The 18,814-nt window shown below is 67.6% G+C and carries 19 protein-coding genes, 1 other RNA gene and 1 pseudogene; 7 read left to right on the top strand and 14 right to left on the bottom strand.

Annotated elements, in window-relative coordinates:
* Positions 1–743: 743 nt before the first annotated feature.
* The 3 genes and pseudogenes from AB0M14_RS34730 to AB0M14_RS34720 all read right to left on the bottom strand — a co-directional run bounded on the left by AB0M14_RS34730 (position 744) and on the right by AB0M14_RS34720 (position 3,055).
* Positions 744–1,691, bottom strand: a complete 948-nt coding sequence (locus AB0M14_RS34730; RefSeq protein ID WP_365003865.1) for a hypothetical protein — start codon at positions 1,689–1,691, stop codon at positions 744–746.
* Between the two features lie 33 nt (positions 1,692–1,724).
* Positions 1,725–2,702, bottom strand: a pseudogene (locus AB0M14_RS34725) (RNB domain-containing ribonuclease); the annotation flags it as partial.
* A gap of 20 nt (positions 2,703–2,722) precedes the next feature.
* A complete protein-coding gene (locus AB0M14_RS34720) occupies positions 2,723–3,055 on the bottom strand; it encodes a hypothetical protein (RefSeq protein ID WP_365003354.1) in 333 nt (110 codons plus the stop codon).
* A gap of 425 nt (positions 3,056–3,480) precedes the next feature.
* Between AB0M14_RS34720 and AB0M14_RS34715 the strand changes: the two genes are divergently transcribed.
* A complete protein-coding gene (locus AB0M14_RS34715; RefSeq protein WP_365003351.1) occupies positions 3,481–3,882 on the top strand; it encodes a hypothetical protein in 402 nt (133 codons plus the stop codon).
* 99 nt (positions 3,883–3,981) lie between these two features.
* Here AB0M14_RS34715 and AB0M14_RS34710 read toward each other — a convergent pair whose 3' ends face one another.
* The gene (locus tag AB0M14_RS34710; RefSeq protein WP_365003349.1) at positions 3,982–4,815 is read right to left on the bottom strand and encodes a slipin family protein; all 834 of its coding nucleotides are present in this window, start codon (positions 4,813–4,815) and stop codon (positions 3,982–3,984) included.
* Positions 4,816–5,117: 302 nt separating this feature from the next.
* An RNA gene (gene rnpB / locus AB0M14_RS34705) (RNase P RNA component class A) lies at positions 5,118–5,521 on the bottom strand.
* A gap of 85 nt (positions 5,522–5,606) precedes the next feature.
* Here rnpB and AB0M14_RS34700 point away from each other — a divergent pair.
* Positions 5,607–6,494 (top strand): alpha/beta fold hydrolase, encoded by an 888-nt coding sequence (locus tag AB0M14_RS34700; RefSeq protein WP_365003346.1) that lies wholly within the window; start codon positions 5,607–5,609, stop codon positions 6,492–6,494.
* Positions 6,495–6,638: 144 nt separating this feature from the next.
* Complete coding sequence (locus AB0M14_RS34695) at positions 6,639–7,157, top strand: TrmH family RNA methyltransferase (protein ID WP_365003344.1); 519 nt, start codon at positions 6,639–6,641, stop codon at positions 7,155–7,157.
* Here AB0M14_RS34695 and AB0M14_RS34690 read toward each other — a convergent pair.
* The 6 genes from AB0M14_RS34690 to AB0M14_RS34665 all read right to left on the bottom strand — a co-directional run bounded on the left by AB0M14_RS34690 (position 7,154) and on the right by AB0M14_RS34665 (position 12,309).
* Positions 7,154–7,885: a S1 family peptidase gene (locus tag AB0M14_RS34690; RefSeq protein WP_365003341.1), complete on the bottom strand. Its 732-nt coding sequence runs from the start codon at positions 7,883–7,885 to the stop codon at positions 7,154–7,156. The genes AB0M14_RS34695 and AB0M14_RS34690 overlap by 4 nt on opposite strands.
* A gap of 112 nt (positions 7,886–7,997) precedes the next feature.
* Positions 7,998–8,204, bottom strand: coding sequence for a hypothetical protein (locus tag AB0M14_RS34685; protein WP_365003338.1), 207 nt, complete (start codon positions 8,202–8,204; stop codon positions 7,998–8,000).
* Positions 8,201–9,160 (bottom strand): YihY/virulence factor BrkB family protein, encoded by a 960-nt coding sequence (locus AB0M14_RS34680; protein ID WP_365003335.1) that lies wholly within the window; start codon positions 9,158–9,160, stop codon positions 8,201–8,203. The genes AB0M14_RS34685 and AB0M14_RS34680 overlap by 4 nt, the downstream gene beginning before the upstream one ends.
* Before the next feature lie 201 nt (positions 9,161–9,361).
* Positions 9,362–10,066 (bottom strand): hypothetical protein, encoded by a 705-nt coding sequence (locus AB0M14_RS34675; protein ID WP_365003332.1) that lies wholly within the window; start codon positions 10,064–10,066, stop codon positions 9,362–9,364.
* A 155-nt stretch (positions 10,067–10,221) separates the two neighbouring features.
* Complete coding sequence (locus AB0M14_RS34670; RefSeq protein WP_365003329.1) at positions 10,222–11,388, bottom strand: bifunctional RNase H/acid phosphatase; 1,167 nt, start codon at positions 11,386–11,388, stop codon at positions 10,222–10,224.
* 183 nt (positions 11,389–11,571) lie between these two features.
* On the bottom strand, positions 11,572–12,309 hold the full coding sequence (locus AB0M14_RS34665; protein WP_365003327.1) for a C4-type zinc ribbon domain-containing protein: 738 nt from the start codon (positions 12,307–12,309) through the stop codon (positions 11,572–11,574).
* A gap of 384 nt (positions 12,310–12,693) precedes the next feature.
* Between AB0M14_RS34665 and AB0M14_RS34660 the strand changes: the two genes are divergently transcribed.
* Genes AB0M14_RS34660 through AB0M14_RS34645 form a run of 4 tightly spaced genes read left to right on the top strand, consistent with a single transcriptional unit; the run spans position 12,694 to position 15,825 of the window.
* A complete protein-coding gene (locus AB0M14_RS34660; protein ID WP_365003324.1) occupies positions 12,694–13,245 on the top strand; it encodes a DUF3558 domain-containing protein in 552 nt (183 codons plus the stop codon).
* A gap of 44 nt (positions 13,246–13,289) precedes the next feature.
* Positions 13,290–13,679, top strand: coding sequence for a hypothetical protein (locus AB0M14_RS34655; RefSeq protein WP_365003322.1), 390 nt, complete (start codon positions 13,290–13,292; stop codon positions 13,677–13,679).
* A complete protein-coding gene (locus AB0M14_RS34650; protein ID WP_365003319.1) occupies positions 13,679–15,028 on the top strand; it encodes a hypothetical protein in 1,350 nt (449 codons plus the stop codon). The genes AB0M14_RS34655 and AB0M14_RS34650 overlap by 1 nt, the downstream gene beginning before the upstream one ends.
* A gap of 32 nt (positions 15,029–15,060) precedes the next feature.
* A complete protein-coding gene (locus tag AB0M14_RS34645; RefSeq protein ID WP_365003316.1) occupies positions 15,061–15,825 on the top strand; it encodes an ESX secretion-associated protein EspG in 765 nt (254 codons plus the stop codon).
* 12 nt (positions 15,826–15,837) lie between these two features.
* Here the strand turns inward: AB0M14_RS34645 and AB0M14_RS34640 are convergent, their stop codons facing one another.
* From AB0M14_RS34640 to cobC, 3 genes are all read right to left on the bottom strand, one after another.
* Positions 15,838–16,482, bottom strand: coding sequence for a hypothetical protein (locus tag AB0M14_RS34640; RefSeq protein WP_365003313.1), 645 nt, complete (start codon positions 16,480–16,482; stop codon positions 15,838–15,840).
* A 69-nt stretch (positions 16,483–16,551) separates the two neighbouring features.
* Positions 16,552–17,673: a Nif3-like dinuclear metal center hexameric protein gene (locus AB0M14_RS34635; RefSeq protein WP_365003311.1), complete on the bottom strand. Its 1,122-nt coding sequence runs from the start codon at positions 17,671–17,673 to the stop codon at positions 16,552–16,554.
* A 30-nt stretch (positions 17,674–17,703) separates the two neighbouring features.
* The gene (cobC, locus tag AB0M14_RS34630) at positions 17,704–18,741 is read right to left on the bottom strand and encodes an Rv2231c family pyridoxal phosphate-dependent protein CobC (protein ID WP_365003308.1); all 1,038 of its coding nucleotides are present in this window, start codon (positions 18,739–18,741) and stop codon (positions 17,704–17,706) included.
* Between the last annotated feature and the right edge of the window lie 73 nt (positions 18,742–18,814).

Raw genomic sequence — 18,814 nt, 5'->3', positions numbered from 1 at the left:
TCCGTGGCTGTGCCAGCCACGGAGCGATGCAACCGCCACGCGGCGGTGGAGCCACCGATACATCCCACACAGCCGCCGATGCTGCCCACACGGCCGCCCAAACCCTCAACCACAGCTGCCAGCACGGACAACGTCACGGCTATTTGTCTGGTCGCGGGCAGCGCTGTCGTCGAGCTGGTTACAGCGCCTAGAGCGATCGCATCCGCGCGATGACCGCTGTGTCATGTCGGCCCGGCCTGTGCGGTCGCTCCCCCTGGCTGTACCAGCCCCGCAACCATGCCGCTGTGCGGTGCAGCCGCCGCGCAGCAGTGCAGCCGCCGATGCTGCCCGCACAGCCGCCCAAATCCTCAACCACAGCTGCCAGCACGGACAACGTCGCGGCCATCGGTCGCGAACAGCGCTGTTGCCGAGCTGGCTACAGCGCCTAGACGACCGCACCCGTGCAATGACCGCTGTGTCATGTCGGCCAGGCCTGTGCGGTCACTCCCTGGCTGTACCTGGTCCCGAGACCACCGCGCAGCGATGCAACCGCTGCTCAGCGATGCAGCTGCCGCTCAGGGATGCAGCCGCCGCTCAGGGATGCAGCCGCCGCTCAGCGATGCGGCTGCCGCTCAGCGGTGGGGACGGCGCACCGCGGTGGGTAAGGCGCTCTGCGGTGGGGACGGCGCGTAGCGGACAACGGGTCAGCGCCCCGCGCGTGCGGGCGAGCCTTCGGGCAGCGGGCTGTGCGACTGCCGGTGTTGTCAGGCTGGGTAGGCGAAGGTGACTTTGCGGGTGGTGGGGTCGGCGGAGGTCAGTTGGACGCGGACGGTTGAGCCTTCTGGGGGTTCGCCGGTGCAGGGGCCGAGGACGGGTGGGTCGGCGACGAAGATTTCGGCGGGGCGGTTGCCGTTGGCCTCGCGGAGGACGACCGCTTCGAAGGTCGTGCCGACACGGTCGGAGAGCAGAGTCGACTCGGTCAGGTCGATGCAGGCGCGTTCGATGCGGCCTGCGATGGCGTCGGTGCGGCGCAACGTGGCGGCCACGGCGGACAGACCGTCGCGGACCCATTGCGGGACTTCGGTTCCGGCGGTTCGTGCGAGGCAGATCTCGGTGGCGAAGCGATCACCGAGGCGGCGTAGCGGTGCGGTGACGTGTGCGTAGGGTGCACCGATAGCGCTGTGCTGCAACAGGTCTGGCCGATTGGCTCGGGATGGCCGCGCTCCAGTCTCGGCAGCAGCCGAATCCCCGGTCCGGCCAGCAGTCTCAACGCCGGCCGCCACGTCGGCTCCAGGGCCCGCGGCATCCGCCGACACAGCACTGCCTGCCCCGTCAGCGCCACGCCCCGCAGCATCCGCATCTGCATCCGCAGACTCAGCACTGCCCGCTCCGTCAGCGCCACGCCCCGCGGCATCCGCCGACACAGGCTTACCCGCCCCGTCAGTGCCACGCACCTCCGCATCCGCCGACACAGCGCTGCCTGTCCTGTCAGCGCCACGCCTCGCGGCATCTGTCGACACAGGTTTGTCTGCCCCGTCGGTGCCACGCCCCGTGGCATCCGCCGACACAGGTTTGCCCGCTCCGTCTATGCCACGCCCCGCGGCATCCGCCGACACAGGCTTACCCGCCCCGTCTTTGCCACGCCCCGCAGCATCCGCCGACACAGGCTTACCCGCTCCGTCGTTGCCGCGCCCCTCGGCGTCCGCAGACATCGCCTTGCTGTCCTCGTCACCGTTCAGCACCGTGTATCCGGCCCCGCGCAGCAAACCCGTCGCCTCGGACATAAGGACCAGTGCCGCAGGGGTATTCGGGTCCAGCAGGGCCAGCATTTGGCCGACCGGCTGGGTGGGGGGCCAGGTGACGCCGAGGGCGGCGGCGGTGCGGCGCATCGCGGCGATGGCGGAGTCGGCGGGTGGGGGCATGGTGCGGAGTAGGGCGATGGGGTCGCCGGTGTTGTTGCCTTGCAGCATGATTCGGGCCGCGACCATGCCGGTGAGCAGCGATACCTGTTCGTTCCAGTCGTCGGCGGCGGTGCGTGGTTCCAGGACGAGTTGCCAGTGCCCGTCGGCGCCGTTGTCCCGGATGATGCTCTGTGAGGGTAGGCGCAGGCCGATGGCACCGCGGGCCAGCCCGGCCTCGATCCGTTTGCGGCCGAATTCCGGCAGCGCCGCGATCGAGGGGTGCAGGCGGCCCGCGTCGGCGTCGGCTTGGACGGTCGCGTAGTCCAGGCGCGCGCGGGAGCGGACCAGGGCCCGCTCGACCGTATACGCCAAGGGTTCGCCGGCGGCGTCGCATTCGATGGTCCACAGCACGGCGGGCCGGGTCTGTTCCGGCAGCAGGCTGGCGGAATCCTCCGACAGCTCCGGCGGATGCAGCGGCACGGTGCCGTCGGGTAAGTAGAAAGTTTGCCCCCGCGTACCCGATTCGCGAGCGAGCGCGCCATCGGGATCGATCACCGCGGCTACGTCGGCGATCGCGTAGTGCACGGTGAAGCCGGTTGCCGTGCGTTCCAGATGAACCGCTTGATCGAGGTCCATGGCGCCCGGCGGGTCGATCGTCACGAACTCGAGGTCCGTGCGATCGATCCGAAAACCCGCGAACGCGTCAGACGCGTCGCGGGCTTCCGCGGTGGCCTCGGCGGGATACGCCGAGGCCAGACCGAATTCGGATCTGATGGCTCCGAAATCCACTGGAGCCGAGACAATCCGCTGGTGCAGTTCCACAGTGTGAGAGCCGCTCGCTACTACTGCAGCGCCAGCATGGTGCCGTTCAGCTCATTGAGCGGACCGAACACGGTGAAGGTCACCCGGCCGTTGGGCACCGCCGCCGACACCTCGGCCGCGGCGTCGAGCGCCTGACCGAAAGACGCCGCCGACGGATGCGGCAGACCGGCCAGCGCCAGACCGATATTGGACTGACTGACCCACTGGGTATCCGCAGGGCTGAGGTCGACCTGCAACCCACCCGGCAGCGGTGTCACCGCGACCGCGTTGGCGGACCCAGCGCCCAGCACGGCGAAAACCGATGCGGCCCCGGCGATAAGCGCGCCGGCGACCAGTGAACGAACTACCCGCATATGTTTTGAGACCTGCTTCCTGCACTCGGAGATGAAAAGCACCCGTCAGACCGCCCCGCAAACGGGTCTTACCAACGGCGCCCACTCTATGACGTCGATCACTCCGAAGGCCAGTTACCACCGAAACGCCGTGCCGGACCGGACAAACCGGCACCGGCTGTTAGGGTTCCCCGGCGATGCGGACGGCGAGAGTCCGCATCGCTCGCAAAGTGTCCGTGTACGTCGACAATTGGGAGAAACGCAGTCATGTCAACGATCCTCTTCGACTACCTGATGCCGGTGCTCGGTCCGGAACAGGCCGCGTATTGGGCCTCGGTCTTCATGATCAACCCGACCTGACCTCACGGTTTCCGTCCACGCGGTGGTCGCCTTCCGTTAACCGGACGGGAGGCGGCTTTCGCCGGTTGCCGCTAGCATCCCGCAGCGTGACCAGAACTACCGCCGCCATCGCGGCCCGCTCCACCGCTCTCTTCGGAGGCGTAGTCGCCGCTCTGCTGCTCGTCGGCTGCGGCGGCGAAGACAAGGCGGCCGCGCCCGCCTCCACTGCTTCCAGCGCCGCCGCGGCGTCCGCCGCGTCGATCATCGACAGTGCCCGCGCCGGCACCTTCGTGGTCAGCTACAAGTCCGCCTTCCCGAAGCTCGCCGCGGGCCGCACCGATGCCCAGATCGCCGGGATCCTCACCGAGACCTGCTCGAACGTGAAGGCCGGCAAGGCCGAAGACGCGATCGTCACCGACATCATCAAACTGGCCAAGAACGGCACCGTCGAGGCGTCGAAGGAAGAGGCGCAGTCGGTCTACCAGATGGCCAAGATCATGTGCGGCTAATCCTTGGGACCAAGGAGCCTGGGTAGGTACCGCAACAGGTAGGCGACCCCGATCATGACGAGAATCGCTACCAGCGGAATCAGCATGGACATGGTTTCCTCACTTGTCTTGGGAATCCAGGGATTTCGACTCGGACGCGGCGGATTCCCGGGGCGCCGGGGCCTTGGCGTCGGCGGTGCTCCGTTCCAGGAAGCGCAGCAGCTCCACCGGGAACGGCAGCACCAGCGTCGAATTCTTCTCCGCCGCAACCTGAACCACCGTCTCCAGCAGCCGTAGTTGCAGCGAGGCGGGCGATTCCGCCATCCGCGCGCCCGCCTCCGCCAGCATCCGGGACGCCTGCAATTCGCCCTCCGCCGAGATCACGCGGGCGCGCCGTTCGCGTTCGGCCTCGGCTTGGCGGGACATCGACCGCTTCAGCGCTTCGGGCAGCGCCACATCTTTGATCTCGACCCGATCGATGTGCACGCCCCAGCCCAGGGCGGGGCTGTCGATCAGGATCTCCAGGCCCTTGTTCAACTCCGCGCGGTTGGACAGCAGATCGTCCAGGTCGCTCTTACCGATGATGGAGCGCAGCGAGGTCTGGGCCACCTGACCGACGGCGAACAGATAGTTCTGCACCTCGACCACCGCGCAGCGCGGATCGATCACCCGGAAGTAGACCACCGCGTCCACCCGCACGGTGACGTTGTCGCGGGTGATGCCCTCCTGCGCCGGTACCGGCAGCGTGACGATCTGCACCGACACCTTGCGCATCTTGTCGACGAACGGAATCAGCAGGCGCAGACCGGGATCCCGGACGCCGGCGACCTTGCCGAAGCGGAACACCACGCCGCGCTCGTATTGGGCTACCACCCGCGCGCCCACCGCGGTGAGCGTAGCGCCCGCGACGACCCCCGCACCGAAGATGCTCGCGATGATCCCGAGGATGTCCATAGCCGCTCTCCCTCCCGGGCCCACCTCCCATGATGCACCTCCGACGGTGGCGGTGAGCTGGGAAATCGGCAATGCGGCAATCCCGGGAATTCGCGGACGGCTGGCTACCATTCAGCAGGCGCACCGCGGATTCGCCACAACTCGAAGGAGTTCAGATGAGCAGCATGTTGCCCGGCAGTTCGGAGGAGACGAGCGCTGCCGACATCGTCGCCGCCCTCCTCACCTTCCTCGCGAGGCTGGCCGTCTGATCGAACCGGAAACGCCGGTGCTGTCACACAGCGCCGGCGTTTCACGTTTCTGGGCGGGCGAGTTGGCCTGTAAGCCGGATCCTGTCCCCGGCTCGCGCCGGGTGACGACCATCCATCTGGACACACCGTTGCCGGGTGCCTCGAGCGGCCCACCCGCAGGCTCGGGCGAGCAGCCCTCGAACGCCTGCGCAGCCGCACCGCGAGGTGCGACCTTCGACCTTGCTCCGGGCGGGGTTTACCTAGCCGCCCCGGTCACCCGGGGCGCTGGTGCGCTCTTACCGCACCGTTTCACCCTTACCGGCCTTACGGCCGGCGGTCTGTTTTCTGTGGCACTGTCCCGCGGGTCACCCCGGGTTGCCGTTAACAACCGCCCTGCTCTGTGGAGTCCGGACTTTCCTCGGCGACGGGCAGCGACACTCGGTGTCCGTTCCCTTCGCCGCGGTCGCCCGGCCAACTCGTCCGCGTGCCCAGCGTAGCCGGTGTGTAACCGCGCGCCCAACCACGCCGCGAAAGCGGGAGTCGAACACAGTACGGTAATGGCCCATGGAACGTCTCGAGGTCAGTTTCCCGTCGGGTAACGAGCATTGCGCCGGCTGGCTGTATCCTCCCGCAGGCGTCCCCAAGCCCCGCCCACTTGTGGTGATGGGGCACGGTCTGGGGGGCACACGGGACATGGGTCTGGATCGGTACGCGCGGCGCTTCGCCGCCGCGGGCATGGCGGTGCTGGTCTTCGACTACCGGCATTTCGGCGCCAGCGCCGGCGAGCCGCGGCAGGTGATCAATATTTCCAAGCAGCGCGAGGACTGGCGCAACGCCATCGCCTACGCGCGCACCCTGCGCGGTATCGACAAGACACGAATTGCTTTGTGGGGCACGTCCTTCGGGGGCGGACACGTGCTGTCGGTGGCGCCCGAGGACGACTATCTGGCCGCGGTGGTGGCGCAGGTGCCGTTCACCAGCGGGCTGGCCTCGGGGCTGGCGAAGGGGCCGATCAGCCTGACCAAGGTCGCCACCCTGGCCACCACCGACCTGCTGCTCGCGCCGATCCGGCGCAAGCCGATCCGGGTGAAGCTGGCGGGACGCAAGCGGTCGGCGGCGCTGATGTCGGCCTCGGACGTGCCCGAGGGTTACGGCAGACTGGCCGAGGAGAGCTTGACCTACGAGCCGAAAGTCGCTGCGCGCTTTGCCTTCTCGGCGCTGTTCGATTCACCGGGGCGGCGCACCAAGGGTTTGAAGGTGCCGGTGTTCTACGCCGTCGCCGACAACGATTCGATCGCTCCGGTGAAGCCGACGCTGAAGGCGGCCGAGCGGACGAAACACGCGGTGGTGAAACGGTATCCGGTGGGGCACTTCGACGTGTACTTCGACGACGTCTTCGAGCAGGCGGTGTACGACCAGACCGAGTTCCTGGTCTCGGTGCTGCGGCCCTGACCGCCGCGACGGCGGCGTGCGGTATCGTTGATCGACGTTTTCTGCCGGGTGCTCGCGCACCCTTGTCGATGGCCCCGATGCGCCGCGAAGCATCGTCGATATGAATTCTGTTCTCACCCTGGGGAAGGGTTTTCCCCTTTCGCTGTGACGGCCGCGCGGATCCGTACCCGCCCCGAACTGCGCCGCCAACGCCGTCAGCGCTCGCACGGCTGCTGGAACCACCTGTTCGCCGCACCGCTGTGGCCCAAGCACGGCGTCAATCTCGGCACCCTGCTGCGCACCTGCGACGCGGTCGGCGCGTGCCTGGTGGTGCCGCGCAAGCCGTGGGTGCCCGACGCCCTCGAGCACGGCAACACACTGCGGAAGCGGCAATGCGTGCACTGGGTCGACGGCCGGGTGGACCGCTGGCTGCAACGACAGCGAGCGGGCGGCTCGGCGATCGTCGGTGTCGAACTCACCGATGAATCCATCCGCCTCGCCGATCTGCCGCCCGCCCGGAAACGGACCGTCATGGTGCTCGGCCACGAAGCCGACGGGATTCCACCGGAAGGGCTCGAATACCTCGATCTCACAGTGGAAATCCCGATGGTGGGCACCGGCCACAGCCTCAACGTCGCGGTAGCCGGTTCGCTCGTGCTCTACAAGCTCGCCGGGCTGAGTTAGACGGGCTGGAATCCGGCGCCGACGCCGCCGCTCCCGTTGACTTCGCCCAGGATCAGATCGATCGAGGTGAAATACGCCGGGGAGTGGATGGGGTCGGCGGGATTGGTGCACGGAACGTTGAACCGGATGCCCGCGATGCTGATGAACCGGCCCTGGTTCATGCCGACGAGACGGTCGCCGACGGTCACCGGGCCGCCGGAATCTCCCGGGAGCGAACAGGACTGGTTGACGGTGTTGGTATCGAGGTTGCCCCAGACGATGCCGCAGTCCGCGCCGGAGGTGCGGCCGCTGGAGCACACCACCGCGCCGAAACCGGGCGCGGGGGCGGTGCCGGCGATGGTGGTGGCGCCGACGCTGCGCAGCGGAATGACCATGTCGGAATCGAATTCGATGACCGCGAAATCCAGGCCCTGGCCGAGATCGGAGGAGACCACCCGGCCGATCACGCCGGCGTCCGGCTGATGCTCCGCCCGCACCAGGGCCCCTGCGGCCGTGCAGTGTCCGGCCGTCAAACCCACCAGCCGGCCGACGTTGTCGTATCCGATCGTCGTGACCGAGCACACCGCTTCGTCGTTCAGGATGATGCCCGAGCCGCCGCCCACCGCGACGGTTGGTTCGGCCTGCAGTTCGCCCGCGAACAATGCTCCGATACCGGCGAGAACCGTGACTGCCGCCGCCAAACGCCGAGATGCCACCACAGTTACCTCTTCCTGGAGAGAAAGGGACATGTCAGACAATCTCCAGCAACATTAACGGCAGCGGCTCGAACCTTGATCCCAACACGCACAACGCAATCCACCGGTCCCGCGCCCCGCCAGACCTACGGCGGCGACCGGCCGGTCAGTTCCCGCGCAGCAGACGCCAAAGCACCACGGCCGCACCGGCTCCCGCGATGGCGAGCACCGGAACAGTCTTGCTCTTCGGCGTGACCGGGGCGTTCGCCTCGGCGCGCTCGACCAGGTCGCGGGCCTGGGCGCGGACCCGGTCCACCGCGTCGGTCGCGGCGTAGGCGGCCTGCGCCGGTCCGTCGTCCGTGCGATCCTTCATGCCGGCCGCCTTGGCTCGGCCAAGGATTCTTTTGGGCTGCCGGAGTTTTCCTCCGCCTCCTGCCGTGGAGGCAGGAACGGCTCCTGCTCGGGCGGCATGCCTTCCTCGATCCGGCGACCACGCGCCAGTTCCGCGTCGAACTCCGCGCCCAGCAGCACCGCGATATTCGAAATCCACAGCCAGACAAGGAAAACCGCGACACCGCCGAGCGAGCCGTAGGTCTTGTTGTACGAGCTGAAATTGGCGACGTAGACGGCGAATCCGGCCGAGGCCGCGACCCACACCAGCACCGCGAGCACACTGCCCGGGCTGAGCCAGCGGAATCCCGGCTGCTGCGCGTTCGGCGCCACCCAATACAGCAGGGCGAAGGCCAGACTGATCAGGATCGCCAGCACCGGCCACTTGATGATGTCCCAGGCCGTCACGCCGGCCGATCCGACTCCGATCCATTGCCCCACCCGGTCCGCGATGCCGCCGGTGGCGACCACTCCGACCGCGCACACCGCGAGCAACACCACCATCAGCGCGGTCAGGCCGACGCGCACCGGCACGGTCTTCCAGATCGGGCGGCCCTCCTCGACGTCGTAGACCGCGTTCGCGGCCCGCATGAACGCCCCGATGTATCCGGACGCCGTCCACAGTGCGGTCAGCAGGCCGATAATCGCCAGCGGGCCCGCGATCTGCTGCGACCCTTGCAATTCCTTGATCGCGTCGACCAGCAGCGCGGTGCCGCTGCCGGGCCCGATGTCCTCGACCGTCTGAATCAGCGTCTGGGTCTGCGAATCGCCCAGCAAACCGAGCAGGGCGGTACAGACGATGATCGCGGGAAAGATCGACAGCATCGAGTAGTAGGTGAGGGCGGCCGCCCAGTCCATCAGGTTGTCGTCCAGGAATTCGGCGACGGTCCGCTTCAGCACGCCCCACCAGGATCGCCATTTCAGCTGCGTCGGACCCACCGACCAATCCGTCTTGTGCCCATCCTGGCGCCTGGCACCGCGCATCACGTCACCTCCCGATCGAAGGCCGCAATACCCGCCGCTACCAGCCCCAAACCCGCAGGGAAATCACCGCTTTGGTCCGGCCGGAACACCGCGCGACCGTCCCGGAACGACCGCACCGCCGCACCCTGCGCGGGTACGGCGGTGCGCTGCGAGCGGTTATACCGGGCGGAATCCCGTTCCGGGGCCGCCGGTTTCGTTGATGGCCGCGAGGATCTCATCGATCGGCGCGAAGTACGCCGGCGAGTGGATCGGGTTGGCGGCGGTGGTGCACGGGATATCGAAACCGATGCCCGCGAGGCCGGTGAGACGGCCCAGGTTCATGCCGACCAGCCGGTCGCCCACGGTGACCGGGCCGCCGGAATCGCCCGGCTTGGAGCAGGCTTGGTTCAGGGTGGTGATCGGGTCGAGGTTGCCCCAGACCAGACCGCAGCCCGGGCCGCTGCTCCGGCCGTTGGAGCAGACGGTGCTGCCCGGCGCCGGACGCTCGCCGATGCCGGCGATCGTGGTCGCGCCGACCGTGCGCACCGGAGTGACGCGCTGCTTGTCGAAGACCAGGACCGCGAAATCCAGGCCCTCCCCGTTGTCGGAGTAGGCGACGATGCCGACCGCGCCCGCGCGCAGCTGCGTTTCGGAGCCGACCAGCGAACCGGTGGGCGCGCAGTGACCGGCGGTCAGGCCGACCAGCCGGTCGGCGTTGTCGTAGCCGATGGCGGCCAGCGAACACGCGTGATCGTTTTCGAAGACCAGCCCCGAGCTCCCGCCCAGCACCACACTCCCCGGGTCGGCCTGCGCGGTACCGGCCAGGGCTGCACCCACACCCGCGATGACGGCAGCAATGGCCGCCACGCCTCTGAACTTCACGTAGCACTCTTTCTCTCGAAACACCGGCCGACGCCCGGTTTCCCGGCCGTCGGCCACACCCACACATCATGAAGCACCCGCCCGACAGGTTTCCCCGCGCACTGTCTGCTGGCCTGTCGATCGGCGGCGCCGGGCCGGTTGTTACGTGGCCGGTGTCAGGCGAGGTAAGACGTGTCGTTGACCAGGCGGACCGAAGCGCCGCCGTCGGGGTAGAACTCGGCGATGGACAGTGACGCGAGATCCAGGTGCAGGCGGTAGAGCAACGAGGGACCGACCCCGAGTGCCAGCTGCAGCAGGGTCTTGATCGGGGTGACGTGGCTGACGACCACGATGTTCTCGCCCGGGTACGACGCCACCAGATCCCGGCGCACCGCCTCGACGCGCTCGCGGACCGCGTCGAAGCTCTCGCCGCCCGGCGGGGTCACCGAGGTGTCACCAAGCCAGCGCGAGTGCAGCTCCGGATCCTGTTGCGACGCTTCGGAGAACGTGAGTCCCTCCCAGTCGCCGAAGTCGGTTTCGATGAGTCCGTCGAGGACGCGCACCGGGACATCCAACGCGGCGGCCGCCGCCTCGGCGGTTTCGCGGGCCCGGCCGAGCGGCGAGCAGACGATGGCGGCGATACCGCCCTTCGCCGCGAGCATTTTCGCGGCGCGCGCGGCCTGCTCCCGGCCGAGAGCGGTGAGCGGCGGGTTCCCCCGTCCCGAATACCTGCGCTGCACAGAGAGTTCCGTCTGCCCGTGGCGCAGCAGCAGCATGCGGGTCGGGCGGCCGACCGCCCCCGTCCAGCCGGGGCTGGACGTTGCCGCCGACTCGCGCGCAGGTTCGACGTTCGGCGCGGACGTGGCGACCCGGTATTCGGTGGTCGAATCGCCGTGGCCCGCGGCGCGCGCCGCACGCACCTCGTCGATCAGGGGTGCGTCGTCCATGGCCTCGTTGGCGAGGCGGTCGGCGTAGGAGTTCTCGGCGCGTGGGATCCAGTCGAAACTCACCCGGTCGAACCCGGACACCAATCGCCGGGCGCGGTCAGCGAGCGGAATCATCGCCGCGTGCTTGACCTTCCATCGGCCCGACATCTGCTCGACGACCAGCTTGGAGTCCATCCGCACCTCGACCGTGCGCGCCCCGAGCTCCGACGCGGCCTCCAGCCCTGCGATCAATCCGCGGTACTCGGCAACGTTGTTCGTTGCCACGCCCACACTTTCGCGCCGCTCGGCGAGCACGGTCGCATGATCGGCGGCGAAGACGACAGCCCCGTAACCCGCGGGTCCGGGATTACCCCGCGACCCGCCGTCGGCCTCCACGATCACATGCGCGTTCTGCACCGAGCCTCCTCGCCCTGACCAATCCCCGACCAATGCCGACCTCCAGTAGCCAACCACAGATCGCCTCGACATCCTGACACCTCCACCTCGTCGTCCGGGCAGCTGGTGCAGGCGGTGGTCCGGACAGAAACAGACCGTGGTCCCGTCTGGATGGACCACGGTCTGACCGAATTCGGGTGCTGCTTACAGGCCGGATTCCTTGGTGCGCACCATGATCGCGCTGCATTCGGGGCAGCGGACCACCGAGTCGGGGGCGGCTTTGGCGATGCGGGCGAGCTCGCCGCGGTCCAGTTCGATGCGGCAGGCGCCGCATTTGCGCGCCTGGAGCAGGGCCGCGCCGACACCGTTCTTGGTGCGCTGCTTGTCGTAGATGGTGAGGAGTTCGGCCGGGAACAGGTCCACCAGGTTGGCCCGGTCCTGGTCGCAACGGCCTTGCGCCACATCGAGATCCGCGACGGCTTCGTCGCGCAGGCGCTGCGCGTCGGCGAGTTCCTGCTCGGTCTTGCTGAGGCGGGCGCCGGCGTGGTCGTGGTCGGCGGCCGAGGCTTCGCGGCGTTCCATCACCTCGAGCAGCTCGTCCTCCAGCACCGACCGGCGGCGCTCCAGGCTGCCCAGCTCGTGCTGGATCTCCGAAAGCTGCTTGGCGCCAACACTTCCCGAGGTCAGCATGCCCCGGTCGCGTTCCTCCCGCTTGCGGACGGCATCGACCTCGCCCTCCAGCTTGCGGATGTCCCGATCGAGATCATCGATCTGGATCTCCACCGCCACCGCGGCGTCCTTGTGATTGTTGCGCTCCGCCTCCAGCCGCGCCACCTCCTGCTGCTCGGGCAGCACGGTGCGCCGATGCGCGATCCGAGTCAGCTCGGCGTCGACAGCGGCGAGCTGGAGCAGCTTGGCCTGGACCGGTGGTTCGACATTCAACGCGGGGAAACTCCTGAACGCTATGGACGGGTGGGCGGCATCCCGGCGCCGGAGGCGGCGAATGCCAAGGCTCCACGGTACCCCGGTGCGGCGAGGTTGACGGCCATTGCCCGCGCCCTGCCCCGCCACCCCCGCCCCCGACCGGGCGACGATCAACTGCGGGAATAGGTCCGAGGCCGGTCAGCGACCGGATTTGGGTTTACGATCAGCACCAGATCGAAGTTGTAGGGGGTTACCGTGACCGGCTCGCAGCGCAGAGGCCGCACGACAGGGCGCGGCTGAGGGTTCGCGCCCCAGACCGGGGAAAAGGCTGGAACCACGGGTGGGTCCGGTGCGTCATATAGTTACCGAGGGGGAAAAATCAACGCCTACGCCAGGAGAAACATGCGTATCGCCTACGTCCTGCGGACCGTGATGGCTGGAGCCGCTGTTGTGGGGCTGGCCGCTGGGTGCGGAACCGGTAAGTCGGTGGAGGGGACGGCCAAGCCGACCACCCGCAATCCCGATGCGATCCAGGTTTGGAACCCTTGTACACAGCTGAGTGACGAGGCGCTGCGAAAGACTCGAGTTGACCCAGCCACGAAGAGCGTGACAACGGACCCCGCGCAAGGACCGGCCGCCTGGCGAATTTGCAAGTGGACTTCAACCGAGGGCCCCTACTATGTGGGCGTCAATTCGACCAGTCACACACTTGATGAATCACGAGCCAACCAAAAGCTCACCGGGTTTCGAGACGTTACTATCGGCCCGCGAAACGGCCTGATCTATCAGGATAAGTCAGACACCCGCGGCGATATCTGCTATGTCGCACTCCCCGCCCAGCAAGGAATGGTGGAGATCACGGCCAGCTGGCGAGCATCCAAGCCAATCACCGCCGACCGCTGCGAGCTGGCTATCGGGCATGCCAAAGATCTCGAGCCCTACTTGCCAAAGTAGGACACTGCGCGACTTTCGATGATTCACCTTGGGAGGGAAGAGGCATGACGAGCCCAGAAATGCAGGCGCAGAAGAACAATTGGCAGACACTCAAGACACAAGGTCTGGCCGGCGAGTTCAAGATGGATACTGATATCGGCGAAGCTCTGAGGAAGCGCTGTGAGACTTTCTTGACGGCGCTCGACGATATGAAGGATAAAGCTCAGACCCTCGATCATCTCTCGGGCTACGGCACTCTTCCCTCCGCTACAGCGTTGCAGGGCAAATTCCAGAACAAGGCGTCCGGGGAAGATTCGGCAGTGAAGCGGATCCAGCAGCACATCGAGGTCGTCCAGCTCATGCACGACGCGTACGCCGCAGCAATCGGCAAGATCACGCAAGCCGATCAATCCGCCGCGTTGGCGACGTCGCAGAAGACCGAAGAGGTGAAGTGATGGTCCTCCCACTGATCGCAGCAGGCGCCGCGCTAGCGGGAATCACGGGTGTCGGCATAGATGGTCACCAAAAGTCCGACGATCAGAATAACGATGAGCGGGGCGAACGGACCAAGGCCGAAAAGGAATGGAGTGGCGACCGGAACATTATCAACGACGAGTACAGCTTGCTTAGTGAGAAATACAACGTCACCGACAACATCAAGGTGCTTGTAGGGGACGCGAACGAAGCCTTCAAAACCTGGGATCACCAGAAGATTTGGGACGCCCTCAATAACGAAAATGGCGTCTTCTCAGGCGATATCAACAATGGCGCTGACGGCTGGCGTATCCTAGTCGGCGCAACGAACGACGCGGTCAAGGCATTCAAAGACGGCGTCACAACCGACATCAGCGAGAAATGGTCGGGCAAAACTGCCAACGCCGCAATGGAAGGCACCCAGAACTACATCACAGAGACCGAAAAGTTGTCGACTGCGTTCCAACAGGTCGCCAACAGTATTGATCTCTTCCAGGGTTATATCGTTCAAGCCCAGAAATCGGTCACGCAGCCGAAAGAAGTATCCACTCTCGGCGAGATCGTCGGCCACATCCCCGGTAACGGCGTGCTGAAACTCGAGAAGCATCGCGCCAACGAAGCTGCCGCGAATGCACAAGACATCATGGAGTCCATCTACAAGCCGGGCGCGCAGAAGGTCGACGGACAGACTCCGCTGCTACCGGCACCGGTGAGCACGGTCTCCCAGGACACCAACATCGGTCCCAGCGGTGGCCCGACCGGCGGACCCACCGGAGGCCCCACGGGCGGCCCCACCGGCGGCCCGACCGGCGGCCCCACCGGCTCCCCGGTCAGCAGCCCCACCGGCGCTCCGACCACCCCGGCCACGACCACCGACGCCCCCACGAGCGCCCAGTCCACCGGCGTTCCGTCCACCGGCGTCCCCACGACGTCGGTCCCGACCTCCGGGGTCCCCACGTCTCCGGCGACCACCAACGTGCCGAGCGCCAACGTCCCGACCTCCGCTGTCCCCAGGTCCGGTACGCCCGGCTCGGGTACCCCGAGGGGCACCGGCACTCCGGCGGCGACGGCGACTCCCGGCACCCCGAAGACCGTTGCCGCGACGCCCGGCACCAACACCGCCACCGGTGCCGCTGCGAACAGCAAGGGCACCGGTTCCAGCGCCGGCCGGAACGGCATGCCGGGTATGGGTGGCATGGGTAATCGTGGCGGGCAGGGGCAGGACGACGACGAACACAGCATCCCGGATTATCTGATCCAGGACCGCGAGACCGAACTGCTCGGCATACAGCCGCGCGTGCTCCCGCCCGGCGGGGTCATCGGCGGCTGAGTCAGATCACTTCGAAGGTTCGAGAACTACACATGAGTGAATTACGTTGGCAGCTGGACGGACTCGCGTTCGACGTGCTGCTGGAGGCGGTCGGCCGCGACCGCTGGCCGTACCCGCTGAGCTTCCTGCCGCCGTTCATGGAATGCCACGACGACTGGGAGTACGCGCGCAAGCTGGCGGCCGAGCGGGTGCAGGGCATGTTCGACGAACGCCTGTACGCGGCCATGGTGGTGCTGCTGGAACCGCAGGTGCGGATCGAGGTCCACGGTTTCCACGGTCCGCAACTCGGGCAGGTGGTGCGGATGCACGCGGGCATCGTGGATCGGGATGCCGTCATGGCGGTGCAGCTGCCGGGCCCGGATCCGGAGCACGGTCGTGACGTTGTGCTCACGATGGGCAGTGCGCGCGGGCTGACTTCCGAGATCGTCGCGAAACTGCCACGCTGCCAAGGGGGTTCGCATCAGCCGTTCGGCGCCCGGCGTTCCGATCTGGCGGAGACCGATTACACCGGCTATTCGATGCGGCCCTCACCCGCTCAGCAGCTGAACCGGTTCTTCCAGCGTCCGCGCACCAGCCTGGGCGAGATCACCGTCTATCCGAGCATCGCCTACGACGCCCGGCCGACCAAGGACGGCCAGGCGTTCCACTGGCTGGACTATCCGGACGACGGCCGGTATCTGCTGGTGAACCACAACGACAACGACCTGAGTGTCACGCCCGGACCGACGGAGGAGATCCTGCGGCAATTGCAGTACCGCATCGAGGCATGTCAGCGGTCACGCACGAACGCCTGGTAGGCGCAACGCTTTTCAGTCGGGTTTGCGGACCTTGATGGCGTCGCGGGAGATGTAGACGTCCCATTCGCCCGGCACCGCGATCACCGCGTTGCCGTAGGCGGAGCGTACGAAAGGCTTTGTCCACCATTCGCCTTCGCGCATGTCGTCGAAGAAGTCTTTGTCGCTGCCGTTGAGGAAGATGTGGCGCTGGGTGGTCGGTTCGCCGTCGGTGCGCTGGCCGTACAGGCGGCTCACCTTGTAGCCGGAGTGGAAGCCGAGCGCGTTCACCCAGGGCTCCAGTTCGACGATGTTGGCTTGCATCGCCCACTGGTCGCCTTGGACCAGATACCGTTCCCGCCGGTCCGGTTCACCGTCCTGGCCGAAGAGGGTGAGGTCGACTTCGAGCTGATGGTCTTGTCCCGAAACCTCGTTCACCACCACGTGCGCGGCTTTGATCTCCCCGCTCAGCCCGAGGAAGGTCTGCATGAGCGTGGCGAACCACAGCAGCACCACCGCGACCAGGAGCAGGACCAGCCCGGCCGATCCGCGGCCGAGCAGCACCCGCAGGCCGCCGACTCGGCGCACCTTGACCAGCGCCGATACCAGCAGCGCCAGCCCCAGCACGATGAGCAGGATCATCGTGATCTGTACGACCCCGAAGTCCACTGAGAAGTTCATGCGCTGGTTATACCCCCGATCGGGCGGTCGATTCGCCCGATCGGGGCAACCTGAACCGGCCGGCGCCAGTCAGTCGCCCGCGCTGACCGTCCAGGGGTCGGTGCGCAGTGTGCTGACTCGGGTTTCCAGGCTGGGCAAGGCCTTTCGGACGATCGCCGCCGCTTGACCGCACCACGGGAACTCGGTGGCCCAGTGCGCGGCGTCGATCAGGGCGGGTCCGCCGGCGCGCAGGTGTTCGTCGGCGGGGTGATGACGCAGGTCGGAGGTGACGTAGGCGTCGACGCCGAGGGCCGACACCTTGCCCAGATAGGAGTCGCCCGCGCCGCCGCAGACGGCGACGGTCTGGATCATCCGATCCGGGTCCCCGGCGGCACGCACGCCCCACACGGTCTGGGGCAGGGCCGCGCCGACGCGGGCGGTGAAGGCGCGCAACGTTTCCGGTTCCGGGAGGGTGCCGACCCGGCCGATGCCGAGTCCCGAAGGCAGCGCCGCCCGCTCGGTGACGTGGTACGCGGGCTCCTCGTACGGGTGCGCGGCGTGCAGCGCGGCCAGCACGGCGGCACGGGCCGAGGGCGGCGCGATGACTTCGACGCGATCCTCCTCGACGTGCTCGAGTTCGCCGATCGATCCGATCGCCGGATTCGCGCCCGCCAGCGGCCGGAACTGCCCGAGACTCGCTGTCCGCGCGGCGCATTCGTGGTAGGCGCCCTGGCCGCCCGCGCCCGCGGCGAACAACGCCGCCAGCACCTGATCGGTGTGCGCGCGGGGAATCTGGATCACCCAGCTGTCCACGGCCGCGGTAGGTTTCGGATCCAGCGGTCCGATCACGGTGAGCCCGACCGCCGCCGCGAGCGCGTCCGAGACGCCCGGATCGGCGGAGTCCGCGTTGGTGTGCGCCGAGAACAACGCGCACCCGGATCGGATCAGCCGATGCAGCAGTGCGCCTTTCGGCGTATCCGCCGCCACCGAGTCGACCCCGCGCAGCAACAGCGGGTGATGCACCACCAAAGCCTGTGCCCGCCAGTCGATCGCCTCCTCGACCACTCCGGCCGTAGCGTCCACGGCGAACAGGACCCGGGTCACCTCGTCCGCGGGATCCCCGCACACCAGCCCCACCGAATCCCACGACTCCGTCAACTTCGGCGGATACGCCGCGTCCAGCACCCCGATGAGATCTGCCAGTGTCGTCACCGTCCACCTTCCATTAATTGCTCGCCAAGGTCAGAGATCTGCCGCGCGAATCGCCGCGATCAACCGATCGACCTCGGCGGTCCCGCGGACAGCCACGCGGAGGTGGTCCGGGCCCAGGCCCGGGAAGGTGTCGGCACGGCGGACGGCAATCCCTTGGCCGGCCAGGTGCTTTCGAAGCAGTTCACCATCGCTGACGAGCAGGAGCAGGAACGGGCCGTCGGCGGGGGTGTGGACCTGCACTCCGGCCGCGGTCAACCGCTCGATCATCGAATCCCGTTCGGCGGCGATCACCGCTGCCCGCTGCTGCGCTTCGTCGACCGCACCGGGTTCGGCGGTAGCGGTGATCGCCTCCAATTGCAGTGTCCCCAAGGGCCAATGCGCGCGGCCATGGTTCAACCGGGCCAGGATCTCGGGCGCACCAAGGAAATATCCGCAGCGCAGCCCCGCCAGCGCCCACGTCTTGGTGAGGCTGCGCAAGACCAGAATGTCCGGAGCGCGCAGGCTCGCCAGCGATTCCGGTTCGCCCGCAACCGCATCGGTGAACGCCTCGTCGACGACCACGATCCGGCCCGGACGGCGCAGCGCGTGAATCGCTGCCGCGGGATGCAGGACCGAGGTCGGATTGGTGGGGTTGCCGAGCACCACGAGATCGGCGTCATCGGGCACGACCGCCGACGCCAGCCGGTACGGCGGCGCCAGCAGCACTCGACGCACGGGCACCCCGGCCTCCCGCAACGCCAGCTCCGGCTCGGTGAACGACGGGTGGAGCACCGCCGCCGACCGCGACGCCAGTTTCGGCAGCAGCGCGAAGCCTTCGGCGGCGCCGGCCAGCAACAGCACCTCGTCCGGGTTTCGGCGGTGCCGGGCCGCCACCGCGGCTCGGGCGGTGGCGGCTTCGGCGGCGCTCGGGTAGCGGCCGAGCGCGTCCAAGCGCCCGGCCAAACGCTCCCGCAACCACGGCGGCGGGGCGCTGCCCTGCACGTTCACCGCGAAATCGAGCATGCCCGGCACCGCGTCCACATCACCGTGGTGACGCAATTTCACGTGGTCGACGCTCTCCTCGGGCACCAGATCACCGTAGTAGGTCACTCCTCGGGAAGCGGAATCAATTCCAGGTGTTCGGGTGCGGTGGAGCAACCGC

It is taken from the genome of Nocardia sp. NPDC051832 (assembly GCF_040681285.1).
Taxonomy (GTDB): domain Bacteria; phylum Actinomycetota; class Actinomycetes; order Mycobacteriales; family Mycobacteriaceae; genus Nocardia.
The sequence above is the reverse complement of the archived record's forward strand: the minus strand, read 5'-3'. Positions and strand labels throughout refer to the sequence as shown.

Excerpts from the sequence above, each read along its gene's own strand:
- AB0M14_RS34700 (WP_365003346.1), top strand. The coding sequence starts at position 5,607 with ATGGAACGTCTCGAGGTCAGTTTCCCGTCGGGTAACGAGCATTGCGCC.
- AB0M14_RS34650 (WP_365003319.1), top strand. The coding sequence starts at position 13,679 with ATGGTCCTCCCACTGATCGCAGCAGGCGCCGCGCTAGCGGGAATCACG.
- AB0M14_RS34655 (WP_365003322.1), top strand. The coding sequence starts at position 13,290 with ATGACGAGCCCAGAAATGCAGGCGCAGAAGAACAATTGGCAGACACTC.
- AB0M14_RS34690 (WP_365003341.1), bottom strand. The coding sequence starts at position 7,885 with ATGTCCCTTTCTCTCCAGGAAGAGGTAACTGTGGTGGCATCTCGGCGT.
- AB0M14_RS34730 (WP_365003865.1), bottom strand. The coding sequence starts at position 1,691 with ATGTCTGCGGACGCCGAGGGGCGCGGCAACGACGGAGCGGGTAAGCCT.
- AB0M14_RS34645 (WP_365003316.1), top strand. The coding sequence starts at position 15,061 with ATGAGTGAATTACGTTGGCAGCTGGACGGACTCGCGTTCGACGTGCTG.
- AB0M14_RS34720 (WP_365003354.1), bottom strand. The coding sequence starts at position 3,055 with ATGCGGGTAGTTCGTTCACTGGTCGCCGGCGCGCTTATCGCCGGGGCC.
- AB0M14_RS34660 (WP_365003324.1), top strand. The coding sequence starts at position 12,694 with ATGCGTATCGCCTACGTCCTGCGGACCGTGATGGCTGGAGCCGCTGTT.
- AB0M14_RS34710 (WP_365003349.1), bottom strand. The coding sequence starts at position 4,815 with ATGGACATCCTCGGGATCATCGCGAGCATCTTCGGTGCGGGGGTCGTC.
- AB0M14_RS34685 (WP_365003338.1), bottom strand. The coding sequence starts at position 8,204 with ATGAAGGATCGCACGGACGACGGACCGGCGCAGGCCGCCTACGCCGCG.
- AB0M14_RS34640 (WP_365003313.1), bottom strand. The coding sequence starts at position 16,482 with ATGAACTTCTCAGTGGACTTCGGGGTCGTACAGATCACGATGATCCTG.